The organism is Pseudomonas sp. SED1, assembly GCF_034044025.1.
GTDB lineage: Bacteria > Pseudomonadota > Gammaproteobacteria > Pseudomonadales > Pseudomonadaceae > Aquipseudomonas.
The window spans coordinates 40,815-60,513 of the sequence record NZ_JAXCIS010000050.1; the positions used below are offsets into that span (position 1 = coordinate 40,815).

A 19,699-nucleotide genomic window follows, 5' to 3' on the forward strand; every position below is an offset into this window, starting at 1 on the left:
CGGTTTCTCTTGTTCATGCCTGCTATTACCTACGACCTGCCCGCCCTCGCCCAATCGATCAAAGACTGGGGCCGCGAGCTGGGCTTTCAACAAGTGGGCATCAGCGGCCTCGACCTCGCCGAGCATGAGCAGCACCTGCAGCGCTGGCTCGACGCCGGCTACCACGGCGAAATGGACTACATGGGCGCCCACGGCAGCAAGCGCTCACACCCGGAAGAACTGGTGCCCGGCACCTTGCGCGTGGTGTCGCTGCGCATGGACTACCTGCCCGGCGACACTCAAATGGCCCAATTGCTGGCCAAACCCGAAAAAGCCTACATCTCCCGTTACGCGTTGGGCCGCGACTATCACAAGCTGATCCGCAAACGCGTGCAGCAACTGGCCGACCGGATTCAGGCGCAGATCGGCCCGTTCGGCTTCCGTGCGTTTGTCGACAGCGCCCCGGTGCTGGAAAAAGCCATCGCCGAAAAAGCCGGGCTGGGCTGGATCGGCAAAAACACCCTGGTACTCAACCGCAAGGCAGGCAGCTACTTCTTCCTGAGCGAGTTGTTTGTCGACCTGCCATTGCCGGTCGACCCACCCCACGCCACCGAACACTGTGGTCGTTGCACCGCCTGCCTGGACATCTGCCCGACCAACGCCTTCGTCGGCCCCTACGTGCTGGACGCCCGACGCTGCATTTCCTACCTGACCATCGAGCTGAAAAGCGCGATCCCAGAAGACCTGCGCCCACTGATCGGCAACCGGGTATTCGGCTGTGATGACTGTCAGATCGTTTGCCCGTGGAATCGTTTCGCCCGGCCTACCGACGAAGGTGATTTCAAGCCACGGCACAATCTGGATAACGCAGAACTGGCCGAATTGTTCATGTGGGACGAAGACAAATTTCTCAGCAGCACCGAAGGCTCGCCCCTGCGCCGCGCCGGCTATGAACGCTGGCTGCGTAACCTGGCGGTGGGCCTGGGCAATGCGCCGTCAAGCATTCCGGTGCTGGAAGCGTTGAAGGCGCGAAGGGAGTACCCGTCGGAACTGGTGCGCGAACATGTGGAATGGGCGCTGAACCAGCACGCCGAACGTCAGTGCACGTCGTCGTTGTAGACGAACTTGGGCATTTCCCAATGGAAGCGGATCGCCAACAGACGCAATAGAAAGCCGCTGAACAGCGTCAGCAGGATCGATTGCTCGCTGGGCAGCTCCAGATAGATGCACAGCATGTAGAACCAGGCGGCCAGGAACGAGACGCTGGCGTACAGCTCGCGGCGGAAGATCAGCGGGATGTCGTTGCAGAAGATGTCCCGCAGGATGCCGCCGAATACCCCAGTGATCACACCGCTGACCGACGCCACCAGCATGCCGTGGCCCATTTCCAGGGCGGTCATGCAACCGATCAGGGTAAAGGCCACCAGACCGACGGCGTCCAGCGCGAGGAACAGCGAGCGCAGGTGGCGCATCAGTGGGGCGATGAAGATTGTCACCAGAGCTGCGATGGAGGTCAGCACCAGGTATTCCGGGTGCTTGACCCAGGTCAGCGGGTAGTGGCCGAGCAACACGTCACGCACCGAACCGCCGCCCAGTGCCGTCACACAGGCGATCAGCACCACACCGAACCAATCCATGCCCCGCCGCCCGGCGGACAAGGCGCCCGTCATGGCTTCGGCGGTAATGGCGACGAGGTAGAGCATCAGCAGCATGATGGCGATCCTTGCAAAGAGGCGCGCAGTCTAATCATTTGGTGATGGCACCAAAAGGGGGCGAGCCCTCAAGAGCTTAAAGCTCGTCCTAATGTGGCGAGGGAGCTTGCTCCCGTTGGACTGCGCAGCAGTCCCATTTTTCAGGGCTGCTTCGCAGCCCAGCGGGAGCAAGCTCCCTCGCCACAACAGCTCTTCACCACGACTCAAATCAGAACTTGATGAAATGCTTGCGGTAATGCTGCAGCTCGGCAATCGACTCGCGAATATCGTCCAGCGCCAGGTGGGTGCTGCCTTTATGGAAGCTGTCTTTGACTTCCGGCGCCCAGCGCGCGGCCAGTTCCTTCAAGGTCGACACGTCCAGGTTGCGGTAGTGGAAGTAGCTTTCCAGCGCTTTCATGTGGGTATAAAGAAAGCGGCGATCCTGGCAAATGCTGTTGCCGCAGATCGGCGACTTGCCCTTGGGCACCCACTTTTCCAGGAAGGCGATGGTTTGCGCTTCAGCCTCGGCCATGCTCACGCGGCTGTCGCGCACGCGCTGGGTCAGGCCCGAGTTGCCGTGGGTGCGGGTGTTCCACTCGTCCATGGTGGCCAACACAGCATCGCTGTGGTGAATGGCAATCACCGGACCTTCGGCCAAGGTGTTGAGGTTGCTGTCGGTGACAATGGTCGCCATCTCGATGATGACGTCGGTGTCAGGGTTCAGACCGGTCATTTCCAGATCGATCCAAATCAGGTTCTGTGGGTTTTGCATGTCGTGGTTCCTTGGCACCTTGGCGTAGCTGCGCAGTTTAGCAGGCAGGGCGTGCTAGACTCGCGACCGTTTTACCTAACCTTTGCATTATCGACACGGAACACCAATGGCCAAACGCCAGCTCAACCGTCGCCAAAACTGGCGCATCGAAAAGATTCAGGGCGAACGCGCTGCTCGCGCCGCCAAACGTGAGTCCTCCGCCGTGGAAGCGCTTGAGGGCGGCGACCTGGGCCCCGAGCAAACGGGGCTGGTGATCGCGCACTTCGGTGTGCAGGTCGAAGTCGAGGCCACAGAAGGCGACCACGCCGGCCAGGTATTCCGTTGCCACTTGCGCGCGAACCTGCCTGCACTGGTGACCGGCGACCGGGTGGTATGGCGTGCTGGCAACCAGGGCATCGGCGTCATCGTCGCCCAGTTGCCGCGAACCACCGAACTGCGTCGCCCCGACAGCCGCGGCCAGCTCAAGCCGGTGGCGGCCAACGTCGACATGATCGTCATCGTCTTCGCGCCACTGCCCGAGCCCCATGCCAACCTGATCGACCGCTACCTGGTAGCCGCCGAACACGCCGGCATTCGCCCGCTGTTGCTGCTGAACAAATTCGACCTGATCGACGAGCAGAACGCCCCGGCGCTCAACGCGCTGCTGGCGGTGTACCGCACCCTCGGCTACCCGGTGCTGGAAGTCTCGGCGCATCACGGCAATGGCATGGAGCAATTGCAGACTGAACTGGATGGACGCATCAGCGTGTTCGTCGGCCAGTCGGGTGTGGGCAAGTCGTCCCTGGTCAACAGCTTGTTGCCGGAAGTCGAAACCCGTGTGGGTCCATTGTCGGAGCTGTCCGGCCAGGGCACCCACACCACCACCACTGCACGGTTGTTCCACTTCCCGGGCGGCGGTGAACTGATCGACTCCCCGGGCATTCGTGAATTCGGCCTGGGCCATGTGAGCCGTGCCGATGTTGAAGCGGGCTTTATCGAGTTCAACGACTTGATCGGCACCTGCCGCTTCCGCGACTGCAAACATGACCGCGAGCCGGGTTGCGCCCTGCTCAAGGCACTGGAAGACGGCCGCGTGCAGCAGCAGCGGATGAACAGCTATCGCTCGATCATCGCCAGCTTGCCCGAGACCAGCTATTAACAGGTAGGAGCGAGCTTGCTCGCGAAAAGCGTGAGGGCGCCGCGTGCATTCAGAGAGCACGCGTCATCGTTAACGTCCATCGCGAGCAAGCTCGCTCCTACAGGATGTAGCAGATACAAAAAGGCCGCGATCATCGCGGCCTTTTTGTGTCCGGCTTACGAGCCAGTGGCAGGTTGAGTCGGATCCTTCATTCCACCGTCATCAAACAGGTTCAGCTTCTGCCGCAGCTCATGGGCCGGCAACGGCTCCTGCTCGGGCGGCAGTGCGTTCGGGTCTGCCGGCACTTCGCCCGGCGCACCGTCACCCGGGGTCGGTACCGGCGTCGTGACGGGCGGGTCACCTTCAATCGCACGCTGGGCCTTTTTGGTCAGCACGACGATATCAATGCGTCGGTTGATCGGGTTGAACGGATCCTTGGGATCAAACAGCTGCGAGGAAGCAAACCCCACCACCCGTGCCACTTGCGGGTCCGGATAGCTACCCGCGACCAGTGCACGACGCGCGGCATTGGCCCGGTTGGCCGAGAGCTCCCAGTTACCGAAGTCGCCCTGCCCTGCATATGGCTTGGCGTCGGTGTGGCCACTGATACTGATCTTGTTCGGCACGGCCTTGATGGTGTCGGCCATGGCCAGCAGGATGTCTTCAAAGTACGGCTTCAACCGCGCGCTGCCAGAGTCGAACATCGGCCGGTTGGCGGCGTCCGTGATCTGGATGCGCAAGCCATCTGGCGTGATTTCGAAGGAAATCTGGTCCTTGAACTTCAGCAGTTGCGGGTTTTCCTCAACCTTGGTTTGCAGCTCTTGCAGCAACAGCTCGAGGCGTTCCTGCTCAACCTGATCAGCCATGGCCTCGACGGTATCGCGCTCGATCGGAATTTTTTCCTGGGGCGAGTCGGTCTTGATTTCAGGATTGATGGTGCGCTCGGGCGCCAGTTGCGGCGAACCACCGAGGTCGATCACAAAAGGCGTGCCGCTCTCGGAGAAACCGATGGGGTCCTTGAAGTAACCGGCGATGGCGATCTTCTGTTCCGGCGTGGCAGTGGACATCAGCCACAGCACCAGGAAGAACGCCATCATCGCCGTCGCAAAGTCGGCGAAGGCGATTTTCCAGGCGCCGCCATGGTGCCCCGCAGCGAAGCGCTTGACGCGCTTGATGATGATCGGCTGGTTGTTTTCCATGGCTTAGCGACCGCGAACCGCTTGTTCCAGCTCAGCGAAGCTTGGACGGTGCTTCGGATACAGAACCTTGCGCCCGAACTCCACCGCCAGCGAAGGCGGCATGCCGGAAGCCGAAGCCACCAGGCACGCCTTGATCGCTTCGTACAAATTCACTTCTTCCTTGGCATCGTGGGCCAGGGAAGTGGCCAGCGGGCCGAAGAAACCATAGGCCGCGAGAATACCGAAGAAGGTACCCACAAGTGCCGCACCCACGTGCATGCCGATGGCCTTCTGGTCGCCTTCGCCGAGGGAGGCCATGGTCACCACGATCCCGAGAACCGCCGCAACAATACCGAAACCGGGCATGCCATCGGCGATGCCGGTCACGGCGTGGGAAGGGTGTTCCAGCTCTTCCTTGAGGCTGAACAGTTCCATGTCGAACAGGCCTTCCAGCTCATGGGGCGCCATGTTGCCGGACGACATGATGCGCAGGTAATCACAGATGTAGGCGGTCATGCGCTCGTCTTTAAGCACCGCCGGGTACTTGGCGAAAATCGGGCTCGCCGAAGCGTCCTCGATGTCGCCTTCGATGGCCATCATGCCTTCGCGGCGGCTCTTGTTGAGGATCTCGTAGATCAACCCCAGCACTTCCAGGTAGAAGGTGTGGGAGAAGCGCGAGCTGAACATGCCCAGCGACTTCTTGATCACGTGCATGGTCATGTAGCCAGGGTTGGCTTGCAGGAATGCACCGAACGCCGCACCGCCGATAATCAGCACTTCGAAGGGCTGGATCAGCGCCGCAATCTTGCCGTGGGAAAGGACGTATCCGCCGAGCACGCTCGCGATGACGACGATGATGCCGATAATTTTAGCCATAGGGGATGAGTACTTGCGCCGTCGGGTTCAGGGTCATATTCGCAAGAGTTGAAAACTCTTGTTCTACTTATCGGCAAATCTGCGCCAGACTATAGCTCGTTATGGCGAAAAACCAGTTCGGCCCGTCCCGGGCGTGTTGACCGCAAGTGATGATCGCGCCCCAATCATGGCAAATGAAACGACAGTCCCACCTCAAAAACCCACGACGCTGGCCGCTTGGATAAAGCGTCTGGACGATGTGCTCTTGCCTGTTCCACAGGCGAGCCACGACCGGGTCTGCAAGGCCATCGGCGACAACCGTAGTTCGTTGCGCGATATTGCGGAGCTGATGCAGAACAGCCCGGCACTGGTCCTCAGCGTGATGCGCGAGGCGAATAACCAGGCCCACGGCAGCCTGGCGGAACCGGCGGAAAACCTCGAAGTGGCGATCAATCGCCTCGGCCTCAAACGCACCGAGGAACTGCTGTCGCGCTTGCTTTCAGTGCCACTGAATGAAATCCCCGTGGCCCTGCGCCAATTGCAGATGATCAGCCAACACGCATCGCAACAAGCCAGCGGGCTCTTCGCCAGCCGCCTGGCGCGGCTGTGGCAGGACATCCACTGGGGCAGCCTGCTGTTTCTTTCGCCGCTGTGGCCGATGGCGATTGCGTACCCCAAGCTGTTGGAAGAATGGGAGCTGCGGGTGATTCACAAGGGCGAATCGGCCCGCACAGTCGAACAGGAATTATTTGGCGTACGCCTGCTGGACCTGTGCCTGGGATTGACCGAGGCCTGGCGCCTGCCGATCTGGGTGTCCCAGGGTTATACGTTGCTGCTGACGGAACAGCGTTTGCTGGCCAAGGCGCTGCGCATCGCCCGCGAAGACGAGCCGTTGCGCCAACAGCAGTTGCTGGATGCCGACCCGAACCTGCGCCGCTGGCTGAATCAGCCGGCGAATACCGTGCTGTTGGCCAACGGCCTGGCGCTGGCGGCGCAGGAGTCGTGGACCTGCCCGCACACCCAACGATGGCAATACCTGACCGCGCTTTACTTGCAACAATCGCTGGCCGAGGTGCAACAACAGTCTCACCAACACGCAGCGATCAGTGCCCGCAACACCCTCATGCGCGACCTGTGGCACCCGGCGTTGTCGTTGATCTGGCCCTGGGATGTGCAGCGCGTTCACCACGGGTTGCTGCCGGCACCGCCGCCCACCGCCGAATCCCTGGCGATCTGGCGCAAGCGCTGCACCGAATTGCTGGTAGAGCCGAGCCGCTTTGCCAACGCCATGCACCTGACCACCTGCGCCAAGGAAGCCCTCGTGGCCTGCGGCATGCAACGGGTGATGTTGCTGATGGCGGACAAAACCCTGAGCGCCTTGCGGGTGCATCAAGTCGACGGCCTGCCCAAGGACGCCGACCACCTGAGCCTCGACGCGACACAAAGCACCCTGCTGCAACGCCTGCTGGCCAAGTCCGCCCAGGTGCGCCTCAACCCCGACAACCATGCTCAGTTCTCGGCACTCCTGCCTGCGCAACTGCGCCGCCTGTTCAAGGGCGAACATCTGCTGCTGCGCTCCCTGAGTTGCAATGGCCGGGTGGTGATGCTGATGGTGGCCGACCAGGGTGGCGGGCCGTTCTCGGAAACCACCGTGCAGGCCTTCGGCAAAACCGCCCAATGCATCGAAAAGGCCCTGCACAGCTTTACCAACCGCAGCGCCTGAAGCTTGCGCTACAATCGCCCTCCTTTAGCGCCCAACTTTTATGCCCAGGAGACCTCACATGCCTGACTTCTCTGGCTTGCCGCTGGTTATCGAGGCCAGCGACCTGCTCGGTCGCCTTGATGCAGAACACCTGATTCTGGTGGACCTCACCAGCGCCGCGCGTTACGCCGAAGGGCATATCCCCGGCGCACGCTTTGTCGACCCCAAGCGCACCCAACTGGGACAGGCGCCAGCGCCGGGCCTGCTGCCGGGCAAGGCTGATCTGGAAAAGCTGTTCGGCGAACTGGGCCACACCCCGGATGCCACCTACGTGGTGTACGACGACGAAGGCGGCGGCTGGGCCGGGCGATTCATCTGGATGCTCGACGTCATCGGCCACAAGAAATACCACTACCTCGACGGCGGCCTGCTGGCGTGGCTGGAAGAAAAACACCCCGTGTCCACCGAGGTACCGGCCAGCGCCGGCGGCCCGGTCAGCCTGACGTTGCATGAAGAACCCACCGCCACCCGCGAGTACCTGCAAAGCCGCCTCGGCGCTGCCGACCTGGGCATCTGGGATGCTCGCGGCCCGCTGGAATACTCCGGGGAGAAAGTCCTCGCGGCCAAGGGTGGACACATCCCGGGCGCGGTGAACTTCGAATGGACCGCCGGCATGGACAAGGCCCGCCAACTGCGCATCCGCCGCGACATGCCGCAGATCCTCGAAGACCTAGGGCTGACCAAGGACAAAGAAATCATCACCCACTGCCAGACTCACCACCGTTCTGGCTTCACCTACCTGGTGGCCAAGGCGCTCGGTTATCCGCGAGTCAAAGGTTATGCCGGTTCCTGGGGCGAATGGGGCAACCACCCCGACACCCCCGTTGAGATTTAAGGTTTAAGGACAGTTAATGAAAAAGCAGTTGTTCATCCTCAGCCAGTACTTGCTGCCCCACCACCTGCTGTCGCGTCTGGCCGGCTGCATTGCCGAATGCCGCGTGCGCTGGTTCAAGAATGCGTTCACCACCTGGTTCGCCAAGCGCTATCAAGTGGACATGTCCCAGGCCCTGGTTGAAGACGTGACCGCTTACGAGCACTTCAACGCCTTCTTCACCCGCGCCCTGAAAGACGGCGCACGCCCGCTGGATCAAACTCCAGGCGCGGTGTTGAGCCCGGCCGACGGCGCCGTCAGCCAGTTGGGCCCGATTGAACATGGTCGGGTATTCCAGGCCAAGGGCCACAGCTTCAGCGTGCTGGAATTGCTCGGTGGCGATTCGGCGGTGGCTGCGCCATTCATGGGCGGTGATTTCGCCACGGTCTACCTGTCGCCGAAGGACTACCACCGGGTGCACATGCCACTGGCCGGCACCCTGCGGGAAATGGTCTACATCCCTGGCCGCATCTTCTCGGTGAACCAGACCACCGCCGAAAACGTGCCGGAGCTGTTTGCACGTAACGAGCGTGTTGCCTGCATTTTCGACACCGAACGTGGCCCGATGGCTGTGGTGTTGGTGGGCGCGATGATCGTGGCGTCGATTGAAACCGTATGGGCCGGCCTGGTTACACCGCCGAAGCGCGAACTGAAAACCTTCCGCTACGACGAAGCTGCCCGCGGGCCGATTTACCTGGAAAAAGGCGCGGAGCTGGGACGCTTCAAGTTGGGTTCGACGGCAATCGTGCTGTTTGGGCCGGACCAGGTGACATGGTCGGCAGAAATGCGCGCGGGGACGCCGGTGCAGATGGGCCAGGGCATGGGTTTGCCGAAAGCCTAACCCAACGATCGTTCCCACGCTCCGCGTGGGAATGCATCCCGGGACGCTCCGCGTCCCAACCTCAAAATCGGACGCGGAGCGTCCAGGGCGGCGTTCCCACGCAAAGCGTGGGAACGATCTTCAGAGCTGACCGTCGCGGTCGCGGAAGCCCAGCAGGTACAGCACGCCATCCAGCCCCAAAGTCGAAATCGCCTGTTTGGCCGACTGCTTGACCAGCGGCTTGGCACGAAACGCCACACCCAACCCGGCAATCGCCAGCATCGGCAAGTCATTCGCCCCGTCGCCGACCGCAATGGTCTGCTCCAGACGCAACCCTTCCTTGTGTGCCAATTCCCGCAGCAAGTCAGCTTTACGCTGTGCGTCGACAATCGGCTCCACCGCCACGCCCGTCACCTTGCCGTCCACCACTTCCAGCTCGTTGGCGAACACATAGTCGATGCCCAGCTTGGCCTGCAATTGCTTGGCAAAGTAGGTGAAGCCGCCCGACAGGATCGCAGTCTTGTAGCCCAGGCGCTTGAGTTCGGCGAACAGGGTTTCGGCGCCTTCGGTCAGTCGCAGGGAAGCACCGATGGAGTCCAGCACACTCACATCCAGCCCCTTGAGCAGCGCCAGGCGCTCCTTGAAGCTGGCACGGAAATCCAGCTCACCGGCCATGGCACGCTCGGTGATTTCCGAGACTTGCTCACCGACACCGGCAGCCTTGGCCAACTCGTCGATGACTTCGGCTTCGATCAGCGTCGAATCCATGTCGAACACCGCCAGGCGACGGTTGCGACGGAACAGCGAATCTTCCTGGAAGGCGATATCGACGTTCAGTTCCTGGGCAACGCTCAGGAATTCGGCACGCAGGGCCTGAGGATCTGCCGGCTCACCGCGTACGGAGAACTCGATGCAGCCCTTGCCCTTGTCCGCTGGCGTGTCCAACGGCATGCGACCCGACAGACGGTCAATATGGTCGATATTCAAACCGTACTGAGCTGTGATCGAACTGACCCGCTGCAATTGCTCAGCCGTCACCTTGCGGGTCAACAGCGTCACGATATGGCGTTTCTTGCCCTGGCCGGCCACCCAGCTCTGGTAATCCTCTTCACACACCGGGGTGAAACGCACCTGTTGATCGAGCTTATACGCCGTAAACAGGATGTCCTTGAGCACGGAAGAGGCCTGCTCGGTGCTGGGAATTTCCACCAGGATGCCGAACGACAGCGTGTCGTGAATCACCGCCTGGCCGATGTCGAGAATGTTCACACCACCCTGGGCCAGAACACCGGTAATGGCTGCGGTGAGACCCGGACGGTCTTCACCTGTGATGTTAATCAGGACAATTTCGCGCAAAGCGCACCCCCGAGCTGGAAAAAAACCGCATTCTACCCACTTTCAGTGACCATCGGGCACAGCCAGCGCTTTGCCGGTCTTGGGCCTGTCGCTATACTGCGCGTCAACTTCACGGACTAAAGAGCCGAGCTTAAGTGAACCGGCCCACGCCAGTAAAAACCGATAACTTCTTCCTGCTGATCTTCCGGGCACTGCGCCACCGCCGTGTACCGATCGCATTACGCATCGCCAGCCATAACGTGATCCTGGTCGCTCTGGCCCTGGTCATCTACGCCTGCGTGATGGGTTTGCAGTTCAAGCAGGCCATGCATGAGCAGGCCGACGCCCTGGGCGAGAGCCTGACCACCCAGACCGCCACCTCGGCGACTGAGTTGTTGGTGTCCAACGACATCCTCAGCCTCAATGTGCTGCTCAACAACCTGACCAAGAACCCGCTGGTGGCCCACGCCGCTATCTATAGCGTGGACAACCGGATCATGGCCGAAGCCGGGCAACGCCCGAAAAACGGCCTGCTGGGTGAAGCCGAAGGCCTGTACCAGAGCAATATCACGTTTCAGGACGTGAAGGCCGGCCAACTGCGCATCAGCCTGGACATGCAACAGTTCCAGCAGCCGATGACCATCAGCCTGCAAAGCATGGGTATATTGAGTGCGATCCTGCTGGCCCTGTCCCTGGCCTTGAGCCTGCGCCTGGGCCGGCATATCTCCACGCCACTGATGCAACTGCGCATCTGGCTGCGGGATATCGACGAGCACACCCCGGCCACCGACCGCCAGGACGAAATCGGCGACCTCGCCCGCCAGCTGCACACCAGCTTCGCGCCGGAGCCCGTGGTGCCCGAGGTTGAACCCGAGCCCGAGTTCGACGACACCGAGTACGAAGACGACGAGCCCGAGTTTGAAGTGCGCAACCTGCGCGACCCAAGCTTCGACGAGTCCGCGCCGGTGGCCGGTCTCAAGCCGGCAGCCCGTCAGGTGATCAAGGCCGAAGAAGACGAACTGGACGAAGAAGACCCGTTCGCCGATCTTCGCGACAACTCAGCGCCAACGACCACCGTGCCGCAACCGGCACCTGTGCGCAGCACCCAGCCCCAGCACAGCGCCGTATTGGCCGTGCAGTTGGGCGCACAGGACCAACTGCGCCGCTTGCCGCGGGCACGCCTGACGGAGTTGCTGGAGCGCTATCGTGATTGCCTCGACCAGGCTGCCTCGCTGTATCAGAGCGAGTTGCACACCCTGAACGATGGCAGCACGTTGATGCTGTTCCACAGCGAAGACAGCGGCGAAGACTACCTGACCAACGCCATCTGCTGCGGTGAGCTGCTGCGGGCCCTGGGCCATGCGCTGCAGATCGAAGTGGCCGACAGCGGCATCACCTTGCAGCTGCAACTGGGCCTGACGGTGGGTGACGATCTGTATGGCATGAGCCAGATTGATCTGCTGCTGACCGAGATTGCCCAGGACGCCCTGGCCTTGTCGCAACACAGCCGCAACCTGCTGCTGGTGGAGCGCAAGATCAGTGACGACGTGCTGATTCGCCAGCGTGCGCGGATCCGCCCGATTGCCAGCCCTGAGGGTGCGTGCTGTGTGGAGCGGTTGATGGAGCCTTACCCGTCGATGCTTGAGCGCCAGCTGGCGCGGATGCATGAGACGCGGGCGAAGAACTAACCCTAAGCCATAAAAAAGCCCGCCAATGATCACTCATTGGCGGGCTTTTTATTGGCTCTCTGTAGGAGCGAGCTTGCTCCGGGTGGCGTACTGGTAAAACGTGTCGCTCTTGTGTTTTTCGCGAGCAAGCTCGCTCCTACAGGGGGGCCTTTTCGTTGGTATGCCAGGTCAGAACCTGAACACTTCCATATCCGTACGAATCGGCACGGCCATCGGCATCTTCGGCTTCTCCGGTGCCGCAGCCTTGGGCTGCGCCGGGGCCTGTTTGCGTGGCGCCTCTGCAACCGCCGGCTGATTGGCCAATGGCTTGAGAGCGATGGACAGCTGCTCAGCCAAATGCTGCAGCAACACACCCTGGGCCTGGACCTGGGACGCGGTGCTGCCGGCGTGTTCTTCCTGCAAGTGCACGATGCGGTTATCCCGCACCTGGCCGCGGCGGTCGATCAAGCGCCACTGCGCGTCGAGGATCGCGGGCTGCGAAACGCCCGAGTCCAGCCGCGTAATGGTCAGCAGCACCTGTACGTCTGGGGCAAAACCCAACGGCGCCGGCGCCAATACCACACGCTGGCTGTCCAGATGGCCAGCCACCTGGCGCAACATCAACTGATTGATGTCGGACGACAGGCTACCGGCCCAGCGACCATCGGTGGAACCTTGCAGGCTGCCGTCGTTCTGACGTTGCAGCAGGGTTTCACGTTGCAGGTAGTCGGCCACCACAACCGGGCCAAGCAATACGGCCATGCCGGCACTTTGTGCAGGCTGAGCCGGACTTCCACTGTCCAGCTGATACAGCGACACAGGTTGATGTGTGCTGCAACCCGCCAGGCCCAAAACGCCAGCGAGCAACAAAAATAAAGGAAGGCGCGGAGCAGTCATCATCCCATCCAGGTGGCTGCCACAAGGCGAACCACAATGTAATACTTAAAAATAACCTATACGCGCTCAGCCACGCCGGCGCTGGAAAGGCCATATCATCCGTGAATATGCGCCATGACTCCAGCGCGAAAGCGTCGATCTACGGGTTAAATCGTAGATCGGGCGCTCTATATCGCGTTAAACCGGTGTTTCCACCAGTAAAGCATCCACTCGCTGGAAGCCGCGCGGCAGTTTATTGCCACGACGCCCTCGCTCTCCCTTGTAGTGTTCGAGGTCGTCAGGGCGCAGTGACAACGTGCGCTTGCCGGCCTGCAACACCAGGGTCGAGCCTTCCGGGATCACTGCGATGTCGGTCACGTACTCTTCGCGACTGGCCACCCGCTCCCCGGGGATACCAATGATCTTGTTGCCCTTGCCTTTGCCCAACTGCGGCAAATCGCTGATCTTGAACACCAGCAGGCGCCCTTCGGTGGTCACCGATGCCAGCCAATTGCCTTCACGGTCTTCCACCGGACGCGGCAGGATTACCTTGGCGTTGTTCGGCAGGCTCAACAACGCCTTGCCCGCCTTGTTCTTGGCCTGCAGGTCTTCACCCTTGACCACGAAGCCGTAACCCGCATCGGAGGCGATGACGTAAAGCGAATCATCGTCCGGCAGCAGCACGCACTCAAAATTCGCACCCGGCGGCGGTGTCAGGCGCCCGGTCAACGGTTCACCCTGCCCCCGCGCCGACGGCAACGTATGCGCCGGCACCGAATAACTGCGACCGGTGGAGTCGATAAACACCGCAAACTGGTTGGAACGCCCCGCCGCAGCGGTTTTGAAACCGTCGCCGGCCTTGTACGACAGGCCGGTAGCGTCAATATCATGCCCTTTGGCTGAGCGAACCCAACCCTTTTCCGACAGAACGACGGTAATTTTCTCGTTAGGCAGCAGCTCGGTTTCAGTCAGGGCCTTGGCTTCAGCGCGCTCGACAATCGGCGAACGGCGGTCGTCGCCATAGGTTTCGGCGTCTTTGATCAGCTCGGTGCGTACCAGCTTCTTCAGCTTGGCTTCGCTGCCCAGCAGGGCCTGGAGTTTGGCTTGTTCCTTGAGCAGCGCGTCCTGTTCGTCGCGCAGCTTCATCTCTTCCAGCCGCGCCAACTGACGCAGACGGGTGTCGAGGATGTAGTCAGCCTGGATTTCGCTGAGTTCAAAGCGCGCGATCAGTTCGGCCTTCGGGTGTTCGGCGGTACGGATGATGTGGATCACTTCATCCAGGTTGAGGTAGGCAATCAGCAAGCCGTCCAACAGGTGCAGGCGGCGCTCGACCTTGTCCAGGCGGAATTGCAGGCGGCGACGCACGGTCTGCACCCGGAACTCCAGCCATTCCACCAGCAATGCCCGCAGGTTTTTCAACTGCGGCTTGCCGTCCAGGCCGATGATATTGACGTTGACCCGGTAGCTGGACTCCAGCTCCGTGCTGGCGAACAAGTGCTGCATCAGCACTTCGTGGTCGACCCGGCTGTTGGTCGGGATGATCACGATGCGGCACGGGTTCTCGTGGTCGGACTCGTCACGCAGGTCGGCGACTTGCGGCAGCTTCGACGGCTTGGCCTGCATCATCGCGGCAATCTGCTCCAGCACCTTGGCGCCGGACACTTGGTGCGGCAGCGCGGTGACGATGATGTCGCCATCTTCGATGTGGTACACCGCGCGCATGCGCACCGAGCCTTTACCGGTCTGGTAGATTTTCAGCAGATCTGTGCGAGGCGTGATGATTTCCGCTTCGGTCGGGTAGTCCGGGCCCTGGATATGTTCGCAGAGCTGCTCGACCGTAGCCTTCGGCTCATCCAGCAGGCGCACACAGGCGCTGGCCACTTCCCGCAGGTTGTGGGGCGGCACGTCAGTGGCCATGCCCACGGCGATGCCGGTGGTACCATTGAGCAGGATATTCGGCAAACGTGCTGGCAACACCAACGGTTCGTCAAGGGTACCGTCAAAGTTCGGGCCCCAGTTGGCCGTGCCCTGGCCCAGTTCGCTGAGCAGCACTTCCGAATACCGCGACAAGCGTGCTTCTGTGTAACGCATGGCGGCGAAGGACTTGGGATCATCCGGCGCACCCCAGTTACCCTGGCCATCCACCAGCGTGTAGCGATAGCTGAACGGCTGGGCCATCAGCACCATGGCTTCGTAGCACGCCGAGTCGCCGTGGGGGTGGAACTTACCGAGCACGTCACCGACGGTACGCGCCGACTTCTTGTGCTTGGAGTCCGCGTCCAGGCCCAACTCACTCATCGCATAGATAATGCGCCGCTGTACGGGCTTCAGGCCGTCGCCGATATGCGGCAAGGCACGGTCCATGATCACGTACATGGAGTAGTTGAGGTAGGCACTTTCGGTGAAGTCAGCCAGCGACCGGCGTTCTACGCCGTCTAAGCTGTCTGCAAGGATGTCACTCATGCGGGCCTCATCATTGTTTGGTCTGGCGCAGCAGCAAGGTGCCGCTGCGCTGGGTAAATTCAAGTTGTTTCAAAGCACTCATGCCCAGCAATACCTGTTCGTCGCCCAACCCTGGCACCACCAGGGCGCGCACGTCCTGCAGAACGATATCGCCCAGTTGCAAGCGGCCCAGTTCGGTCCGGAAGCCCTGGGTTCGCCCGTTGGCCGTACTCACACCAACCGGCATGCCGCGTTTAAGCCCGAGACGGTCAGCCAATTCAGCCGGAACCGCCACGTCGGTGGCCCCGGTGTCGAGCATGAACTGCACCGGCTGGCCGTTGATCTGGCCAGTGGCGACGAAATGCCCTTGGCCGTTGCCCAGCAGTTTGACTTCGATGTAACCCTCGTGTTGCTCCGAGGTCACCACGGCATTGGGATTTTCCTGACGCGCTTCCCACTGCCCAAAAAATCGTGTCGTCAAAAACAATCCCGCGCCCCACGCGACGAACATCAACACACGGCCGGCGCGCTTGCCGGGTGGTTGCGCACTCATGGCTTGGCGCTCCAGCCACCCGCAGGGGCGGCGAAACGATAGACCACCGGCCGCTTTTCGCCATCGGCGCGGGCGCCGAAGTTATTGTCGATGCCGATCCAGGCACCGTCAGCGTCCACCACCAAGGCTTCGGCCAACCCATAGGCCTGGGCATAACGCCGATTCGGCGTCAGCGCTTCATCGGCAAACGACCAGCACAACTCCACCTGGGCCGTGACCGCATCCCGGCGACACACCTGAAACGCATTGCGCTCCAGGGTAAACAGCTTGCCATTGAACAGCGCCAAATCGGCAAAGTCCTTGGACACCGCCTTGGCGCCCGGGAACTGCGCCGGCTGCATCTCCTGGCCGGCCTCGCTCAGCAACACACAAGGGCCATCACAATCCCAAAGGGTTTGCGGGCGCTTGATGGAGATCAGCCCGCGCCGCTCACGCTCTGCCGCGAGCCAGATTTGATTGCCTTCCGGGTTCACCACGATGCCTTCAAACAACGCATTGAAGTGCAGCAACATGCCACTGGCCCGAGCTTCGCGAACCATGCCCGGGGCGATCTTCAGCCACTCCGTATCACCGTGTTCTGCGGAGAAAGGCACCCTGAGAACCGCCGCGTGAGCCTCACTGACGATGTAACGGTTGCCCGCCGCATCGCAGCTGATGCCTTCAAAATCCAGGTCGCCGCCACGAATCAACGCAGCTGCCTTGGTGCGTGAGCGCAGGCCAAAGGGCAAACCCGACTCCGGCACCGGCGGCACGTCAATCCCGTATTTCTCTGCTTTCCAGACATCACCAGCGGTATCGAGCCGGTAGATCTGGTCGTCATCGCGATCGGAGACTGTCCACAATTCGTTACCGCATAAGGCCAGGCCCGACAGGTTACCGCCGCGCATGCCTTCCACCGGGTGTTCCGACAACAGCTTCAGCTCAGCCACAGGCGCCGCGACCACCGAGGTGGCCGCCAACCCGCTCAACAACAGAATCGCCAGGGCGAAACTGCTGCGCATCAGCCCACAACCTCGGCCAAGTGGCCCTTGGACTCCAGCCAGCTCTTGCGATCCGGTGCACGCTTCTTCGCCAGCAACATGTCCATCATTTCAGAAGTGGCGGCGAAATCTTCCAGGGTCAATTGCACCAGGCGCCGGGTGTTCGGGTCCATGGTGGTTTCTCGCAGTTGCGGCGGATTCATCTCACCCAGACCTTTGAATCGGGTGACCTGAGGCTTGCCACGCTTCTTCTCCGCCACCAGGCGGTCGAGAATGCCATCACGCTCGGCTTCGTCCAGGGCGTAAAAAATCTCTTTGCCCAGGTCGATGCGGAACAGCGGCGGCATGGCGACGTAGACGTGACCGGCATCCACCAACGGGCGGAAATGCTGGACGAACAACGCGCAAAGCAAAGTCGCAATGTGCAGGCCGTCGGAGTCGGCGTCGGCGAGGATGCAGATCTTGCCGTAGCGCAGTTGGGCGATATCGGCCGAGCCCGGATCGACACCGATGGCGACGGCGATGTTGTGCACTTCCTGGCTGGCCAGCACTTCGCTGCCGTCGACTTCCCAGGTGTTAAGAATCTTGCCGCGCAGGGGCAGGATCGCCTGGAATTCCTTATCCCGCGCTTGCTTGGCGGAACCGCCGGCGGAATCACCTTCCACCAGGAACAGCTCGGAACGCATCGGGTCTTGCCCGGCGCAGTCCGCCAGCTTGCCCGGCAGTGCCGGGCCCTGGGTAATGCGCTTGCGTTCGACTTTCTTGCTGGCCTTCAGGCGGCGGCCGGCGTTGTTGATCGCCAGCTCTGCCAGGGCCAGGCCCAATTCAGGGTGTTCGTTGAGCCACAGGCTGAAAGCGTCCTTGACCACACCAGAGACAAACGCTGCAGCCTCACGGGACGACAGGCGTTCCTTGGTCTGGCCGGAGAATTGCGGCTCCTGCATCTTCATCGACAGGACGAACGCGATCCGCTCCCAGACGTCTTCCGGCGCCAGCTTCACACCCCGTGGCAACAGGCTGCGGTATTCGCAGAATTCGCGCATGGCATCCAGCAAGCCCTGACGCAAACCGTTGACGTGGGTACCGCCCTGGGCGGTCGGGATCAGGTTGACGTAGCTTTCCTGAACGCTGTCGCCACCTTCCGGCAGCCACAGTAAGGCCCAATCCACGGCTTCTTTATTACCGGCCAGGCTGCCGCAGAACGGCTCGTTGGGCAGGCGTTCGAATTCGCTGACGGAGTCTTCCAGGTAGGAGCGCAGGCCGTCTTCGTAGTGCCACTCGACCTTTTCGCCGGTGCCTTTGTCTTCAAAGCTGACCAGCAGGCCCGGGCACAGTACGGCCTTGGCCTTGAGCACGTGCTTGAGGCGGCTGATGGAGAACTTGGGCGAATCGAAATATTTCGGGTCCGGCGCGAAGTACACACTGGTGCCGGTGTTGCGCTTGCCGACGGTACCGATCACTTCCAGGTCGGTGGCCTTGTAGCCATCGGCGAAGGTCATCTGGTACTCATTGCCGTCGCGCTTGACCTTGACCCGCACGTGGTTCGACAAGGCGTTGACCACGGAGATACCCACACCGTGCAAGCCACCGGAGAACTGGTAGTTCTTGTTGGAGAACTTGCCGCCGGCGTGCAGCTTGGTGAGGATCAGCTCGACGCCCGACACACCCTCTTCCGGGTGAATGTCCACCGGCATGCCGCGACCATCGTCGGACACTTCCAGGGAATGGTCGGCGTGAAGGATGACTTGTACCGACTTGGCGTGCCCGGCCAAGGCTTCGTCGACGCTGTTGTCGATGACTTCCTGGGCAAGGTGGTTCGGCCGACTGGTGTCGGTGTACATACCGGGGCGTTTGCGCACCGGGTCGAGGCCCGAGAGGACTTCGATGGCGTCGGCGTTATAAGAGCTAGCGCTGGGAGTGGCCATGGGGTCTCGTCGTGAGTCGTTCGATTAAAAAGTAACCTGCGGTTTCACAATGCGGTGAAATCGAAGGATTGGTACTGATCTGCGCCAATGCCGGCAAAACTCAACAGCGCCGGTAACTGCTGGGCGAAGCCTTGGTAACCGTGGTCGCCACCGGCCTGGATGCGCAAGGCACAGGCTCGGTAATACTGCTGGGCGAGCCGATAATCCAGTGTTTCATCGCCGGTCTGCAACCACACCTGATAACGCTGGGCGTCCTGGGGTGCCGGCACTTCCAGCTCGGCCAGGGCCGCAACGTGGTCGTGGGTCAATTCCCAGGTTTCATCGGTGTAGAGGTTCTTCTGGGTGCCCAGGTATCCGTTGAACATCCGATGAGGGCTGACTGCCGGGTTGACCAGCAAGGCGTTGAGGCCATGGCGTTCGGCAAGATGGGTTGCATAGTAGCCGCCGAGGGAGCTGCCTACCAGCAGTGGCCTTCCGAGGTCACGGATAGCCGCCTCCAACTGGGGGATCGCCTGGCGGGGGTGATGATGCAGGGCCGGCACGCGCAACTGGTCGGCCAGACCGAGGCTGTCCATCACGGTGATCAACTGGCTGGCCTTGTTGGAGGCAGGAGCGCTGTTGAAGCCGTGGATATACAAGATCGATGCGGACATTCCGGGTCCTCTGGGGGGCGGCTTAAAGAGGGGGCAGTTTACAGGGAACTTGGGGGCTAGGCTCTAGCGGGGTTTCTGGGTGTATATCCGTTATTTTTGTAACGGCGACTATTGGTTCCGCTCTTACAGCGGCTCACTTTTGAACAGCGCAAAAGTAAGCAAAACGCTCTTGCCCCACCACTCGGCACCTCGCTAATGCTCGGTGTGCCCTCACTCCGGCTTT

17 protein-coding genes are annotated in these 19,699 nt (G+C 61.3%); 6 read left to right on the forward strand and 11 right to left on the reverse strand.

Annotated features, from left to right (window positions below):
* The first annotated feature begins 15 nt into the window (after positions 1 to 15).
* Entirely contained in the window at positions 16 to 1,098 is a 1,083-nt protein-coding gene (gene queG / locus SNL23_RS06840) for a tRNA epoxyqueuosine(34) reductase QueG (protein WP_318301890.1), read from the forward strand.
* Here queG and SNL23_RS06845 read toward each other — a convergent pair.
* Together SNL23_RS06845 and orn are read right to left on the reverse strand one after the other, a co-directional pair.
* Positions 1,077 to 1,694 carry a trimeric intracellular cation channel family protein gene (locus SNL23_RS06845; protein ID WP_173860422.1) on the reverse strand — a complete coding sequence of 206 codons (618 nt, stop codon included), beginning with the start codon at positions 1,692 to 1,694 and terminating at the stop codon, positions 1,077 to 1,079. The genes queG and SNL23_RS06845 overlap by 22 nt on opposite strands.
* A gap of 205 nt (positions 1,695 to 1,899) precedes the next feature.
* Positions 1,900 to 2,442, reverse strand: coding sequence for an oligoribonuclease (gene orn / locus SNL23_RS06850; RefSeq protein ID WP_076018063.1), 543 nt, complete (start codon positions 2,440 to 2,442; stop codon positions 1,900 to 1,902).
* 106 nt (positions 2,443 to 2,548) lie between these two features.
* Here orn and rsgA point away from each other — a divergent pair, with 106 nt between their 5' ends.
* A complete protein-coding gene (rsgA, locus tag SNL23_RS06855) occupies positions 2,549 to 3,580 on the forward strand; it encodes a small ribosomal subunit biogenesis GTPase RsgA (RefSeq protein WP_076018064.1) in 1,032 nt (343 codons plus the stop codon).
* Between the two features lie 155 nt (positions 3,581 to 3,735).
* Here rsgA and motB read toward each other — a convergent pair whose 3' ends face one another.
* Positions 3,736 to 4,758: a flagellar motor protein MotB gene (gene motB, locus SNL23_RS06865; protein WP_076018065.1), complete on the reverse strand. Its 1,023-nt coding sequence runs from the start codon at positions 4,756 to 4,758 to the stop codon at positions 3,736 to 3,738.
* Positions 4,759 to 4,761: 3 nt separating this feature from the next.
* Positions 4,762 to 5,613, reverse strand: coding sequence for a flagellar motor stator protein MotA (gene motA, locus SNL23_RS06870; RefSeq protein ID WP_076018066.1), 852 nt, complete (start codon positions 5,611 to 5,613; stop codon positions 4,762 to 4,764).
* 166 nt (positions 5,614 to 5,779) lie between these two features.
* On the opposite strand from motA, the gene SNL23_RS06875 reads away from it, so the two are divergent.
* Genes SNL23_RS06875 through asd form a run of 3 tightly spaced genes read left to right on the forward strand, consistent with a single transcriptional unit; the run spans position 5,780 to position 9,066 of the window.
* A complete protein-coding gene (locus tag SNL23_RS06875; protein WP_318301891.1) occupies positions 5,780 to 7,315 on the forward strand; it encodes an HDOD domain-containing protein in 1,536 nt (511 codons plus the stop codon).
* Positions 7,316 to 7,373: 58 nt separating this feature from the next.
* Positions 7,374 to 8,189 (forward strand): rhodanese-like domain-containing protein, encoded by an 816-nt coding sequence (locus tag SNL23_RS06880; RefSeq protein ID WP_076018068.1) that lies wholly within the window; start codon positions 7,374 to 7,376, stop codon positions 8,187 to 8,189.
* Between the two features lie 16 nt (positions 8,190 to 8,205).
* Entirely contained in the window at positions 8,206 to 9,066 is an 861-nt protein-coding gene (gene asd, locus SNL23_RS06885) for an archaetidylserine decarboxylase (RefSeq protein WP_318301892.1), read from the forward strand.
* A gap of 120 nt (positions 9,067 to 9,186) precedes the next feature.
* Here the strand turns inward: asd and serB are convergent, their stop codons facing one another.
* Positions 9,187 to 10,401, reverse strand: a complete 1,215-nt coding sequence (gene serB, locus SNL23_RS06890) for a phosphoserine phosphatase SerB (RefSeq protein ID WP_318301893.1) — start codon at positions 10,399 to 10,401, stop codon at positions 9,187 to 9,189.
* Positions 10,402 to 10,535: 134 nt separating this feature from the next.
* Here serB and SNL23_RS06895 point away from each other — a divergent pair, with 134 nt between their 5' ends.
* Positions 10,536 to 12,068, forward strand: a complete 1,533-nt coding sequence (locus SNL23_RS06895) for an AhpA/YtjB family protein (RefSeq protein WP_167664819.1) — start codon at positions 10,536 to 10,538, stop codon at positions 12,066 to 12,068.
* Between the two features lie 168 nt (positions 12,069 to 12,236).
* On the opposite strand, the gene SNL23_RS06900 is transcribed toward SNL23_RS06895, so the two are convergent.
* The 6 genes from SNL23_RS06900 to SNL23_RS06925 all read right to left on the reverse strand — a co-directional run bounded on the left by SNL23_RS06900 (position 12,237) and on the right by SNL23_RS06925 (position 19,476).
* Positions 12,237 to 12,944 (reverse strand): PqiC family protein, encoded by a 708-nt coding sequence (locus SNL23_RS06900; protein WP_076018072.1) that lies wholly within the window; start codon positions 12,942 to 12,944, stop codon positions 12,237 to 12,239.
* A gap of 177 nt (positions 12,945 to 13,121) precedes the next feature.
* Positions 13,122 to 15,386 carry a DNA topoisomerase IV subunit A gene (gene parC / locus SNL23_RS06905; protein ID WP_318301894.1) on the reverse strand — a complete coding sequence of 755 codons (2,265 nt, stop codon included), beginning with the start codon at positions 15,384 to 15,386 and terminating at the stop codon, positions 13,122 to 13,124.
* Between the two features lie 10 nt (positions 15,387 to 15,396).
* Complete coding sequence (locus SNL23_RS06910; protein WP_318301895.1) at positions 15,397 to 15,918, reverse strand: retropepsin-like aspartic protease family protein; 522 nt, start codon at positions 15,916 to 15,918, stop codon at positions 15,397 to 15,399.
* Complete coding sequence (locus SNL23_RS06915) at positions 15,915 to 16,919, reverse strand: esterase-like activity of phytase family protein (RefSeq protein WP_076018075.1); 1,005 nt, start codon at positions 16,917 to 16,919, stop codon at positions 15,915 to 15,917. Before SNL23_RS06915 ends, SNL23_RS06910 begins: the two co-directional genes overlap by 4 nt.
* Complete coding sequence (gene parE, locus SNL23_RS06920) at positions 16,919 to 18,823, reverse strand: DNA topoisomerase IV subunit B (protein ID WP_076018076.1); 1,905 nt, start codon at positions 18,821 to 18,823, stop codon at positions 16,919 to 16,921. Before parE ends, SNL23_RS06915 begins: the two co-directional genes overlap by 1 nt.
* Positions 18,824 to 18,867: 44 nt before the next feature.
* Positions 18,868 to 19,476 (reverse strand): YqiA/YcfP family alpha/beta fold hydrolase, encoded by a 609-nt coding sequence (locus SNL23_RS06925; protein WP_318301896.1) that lies wholly within the window; start codon positions 19,474 to 19,476, stop codon positions 18,868 to 18,870.
* Between the last annotated feature and the right edge of the window lie 223 nt (positions 19,477 to 19,699).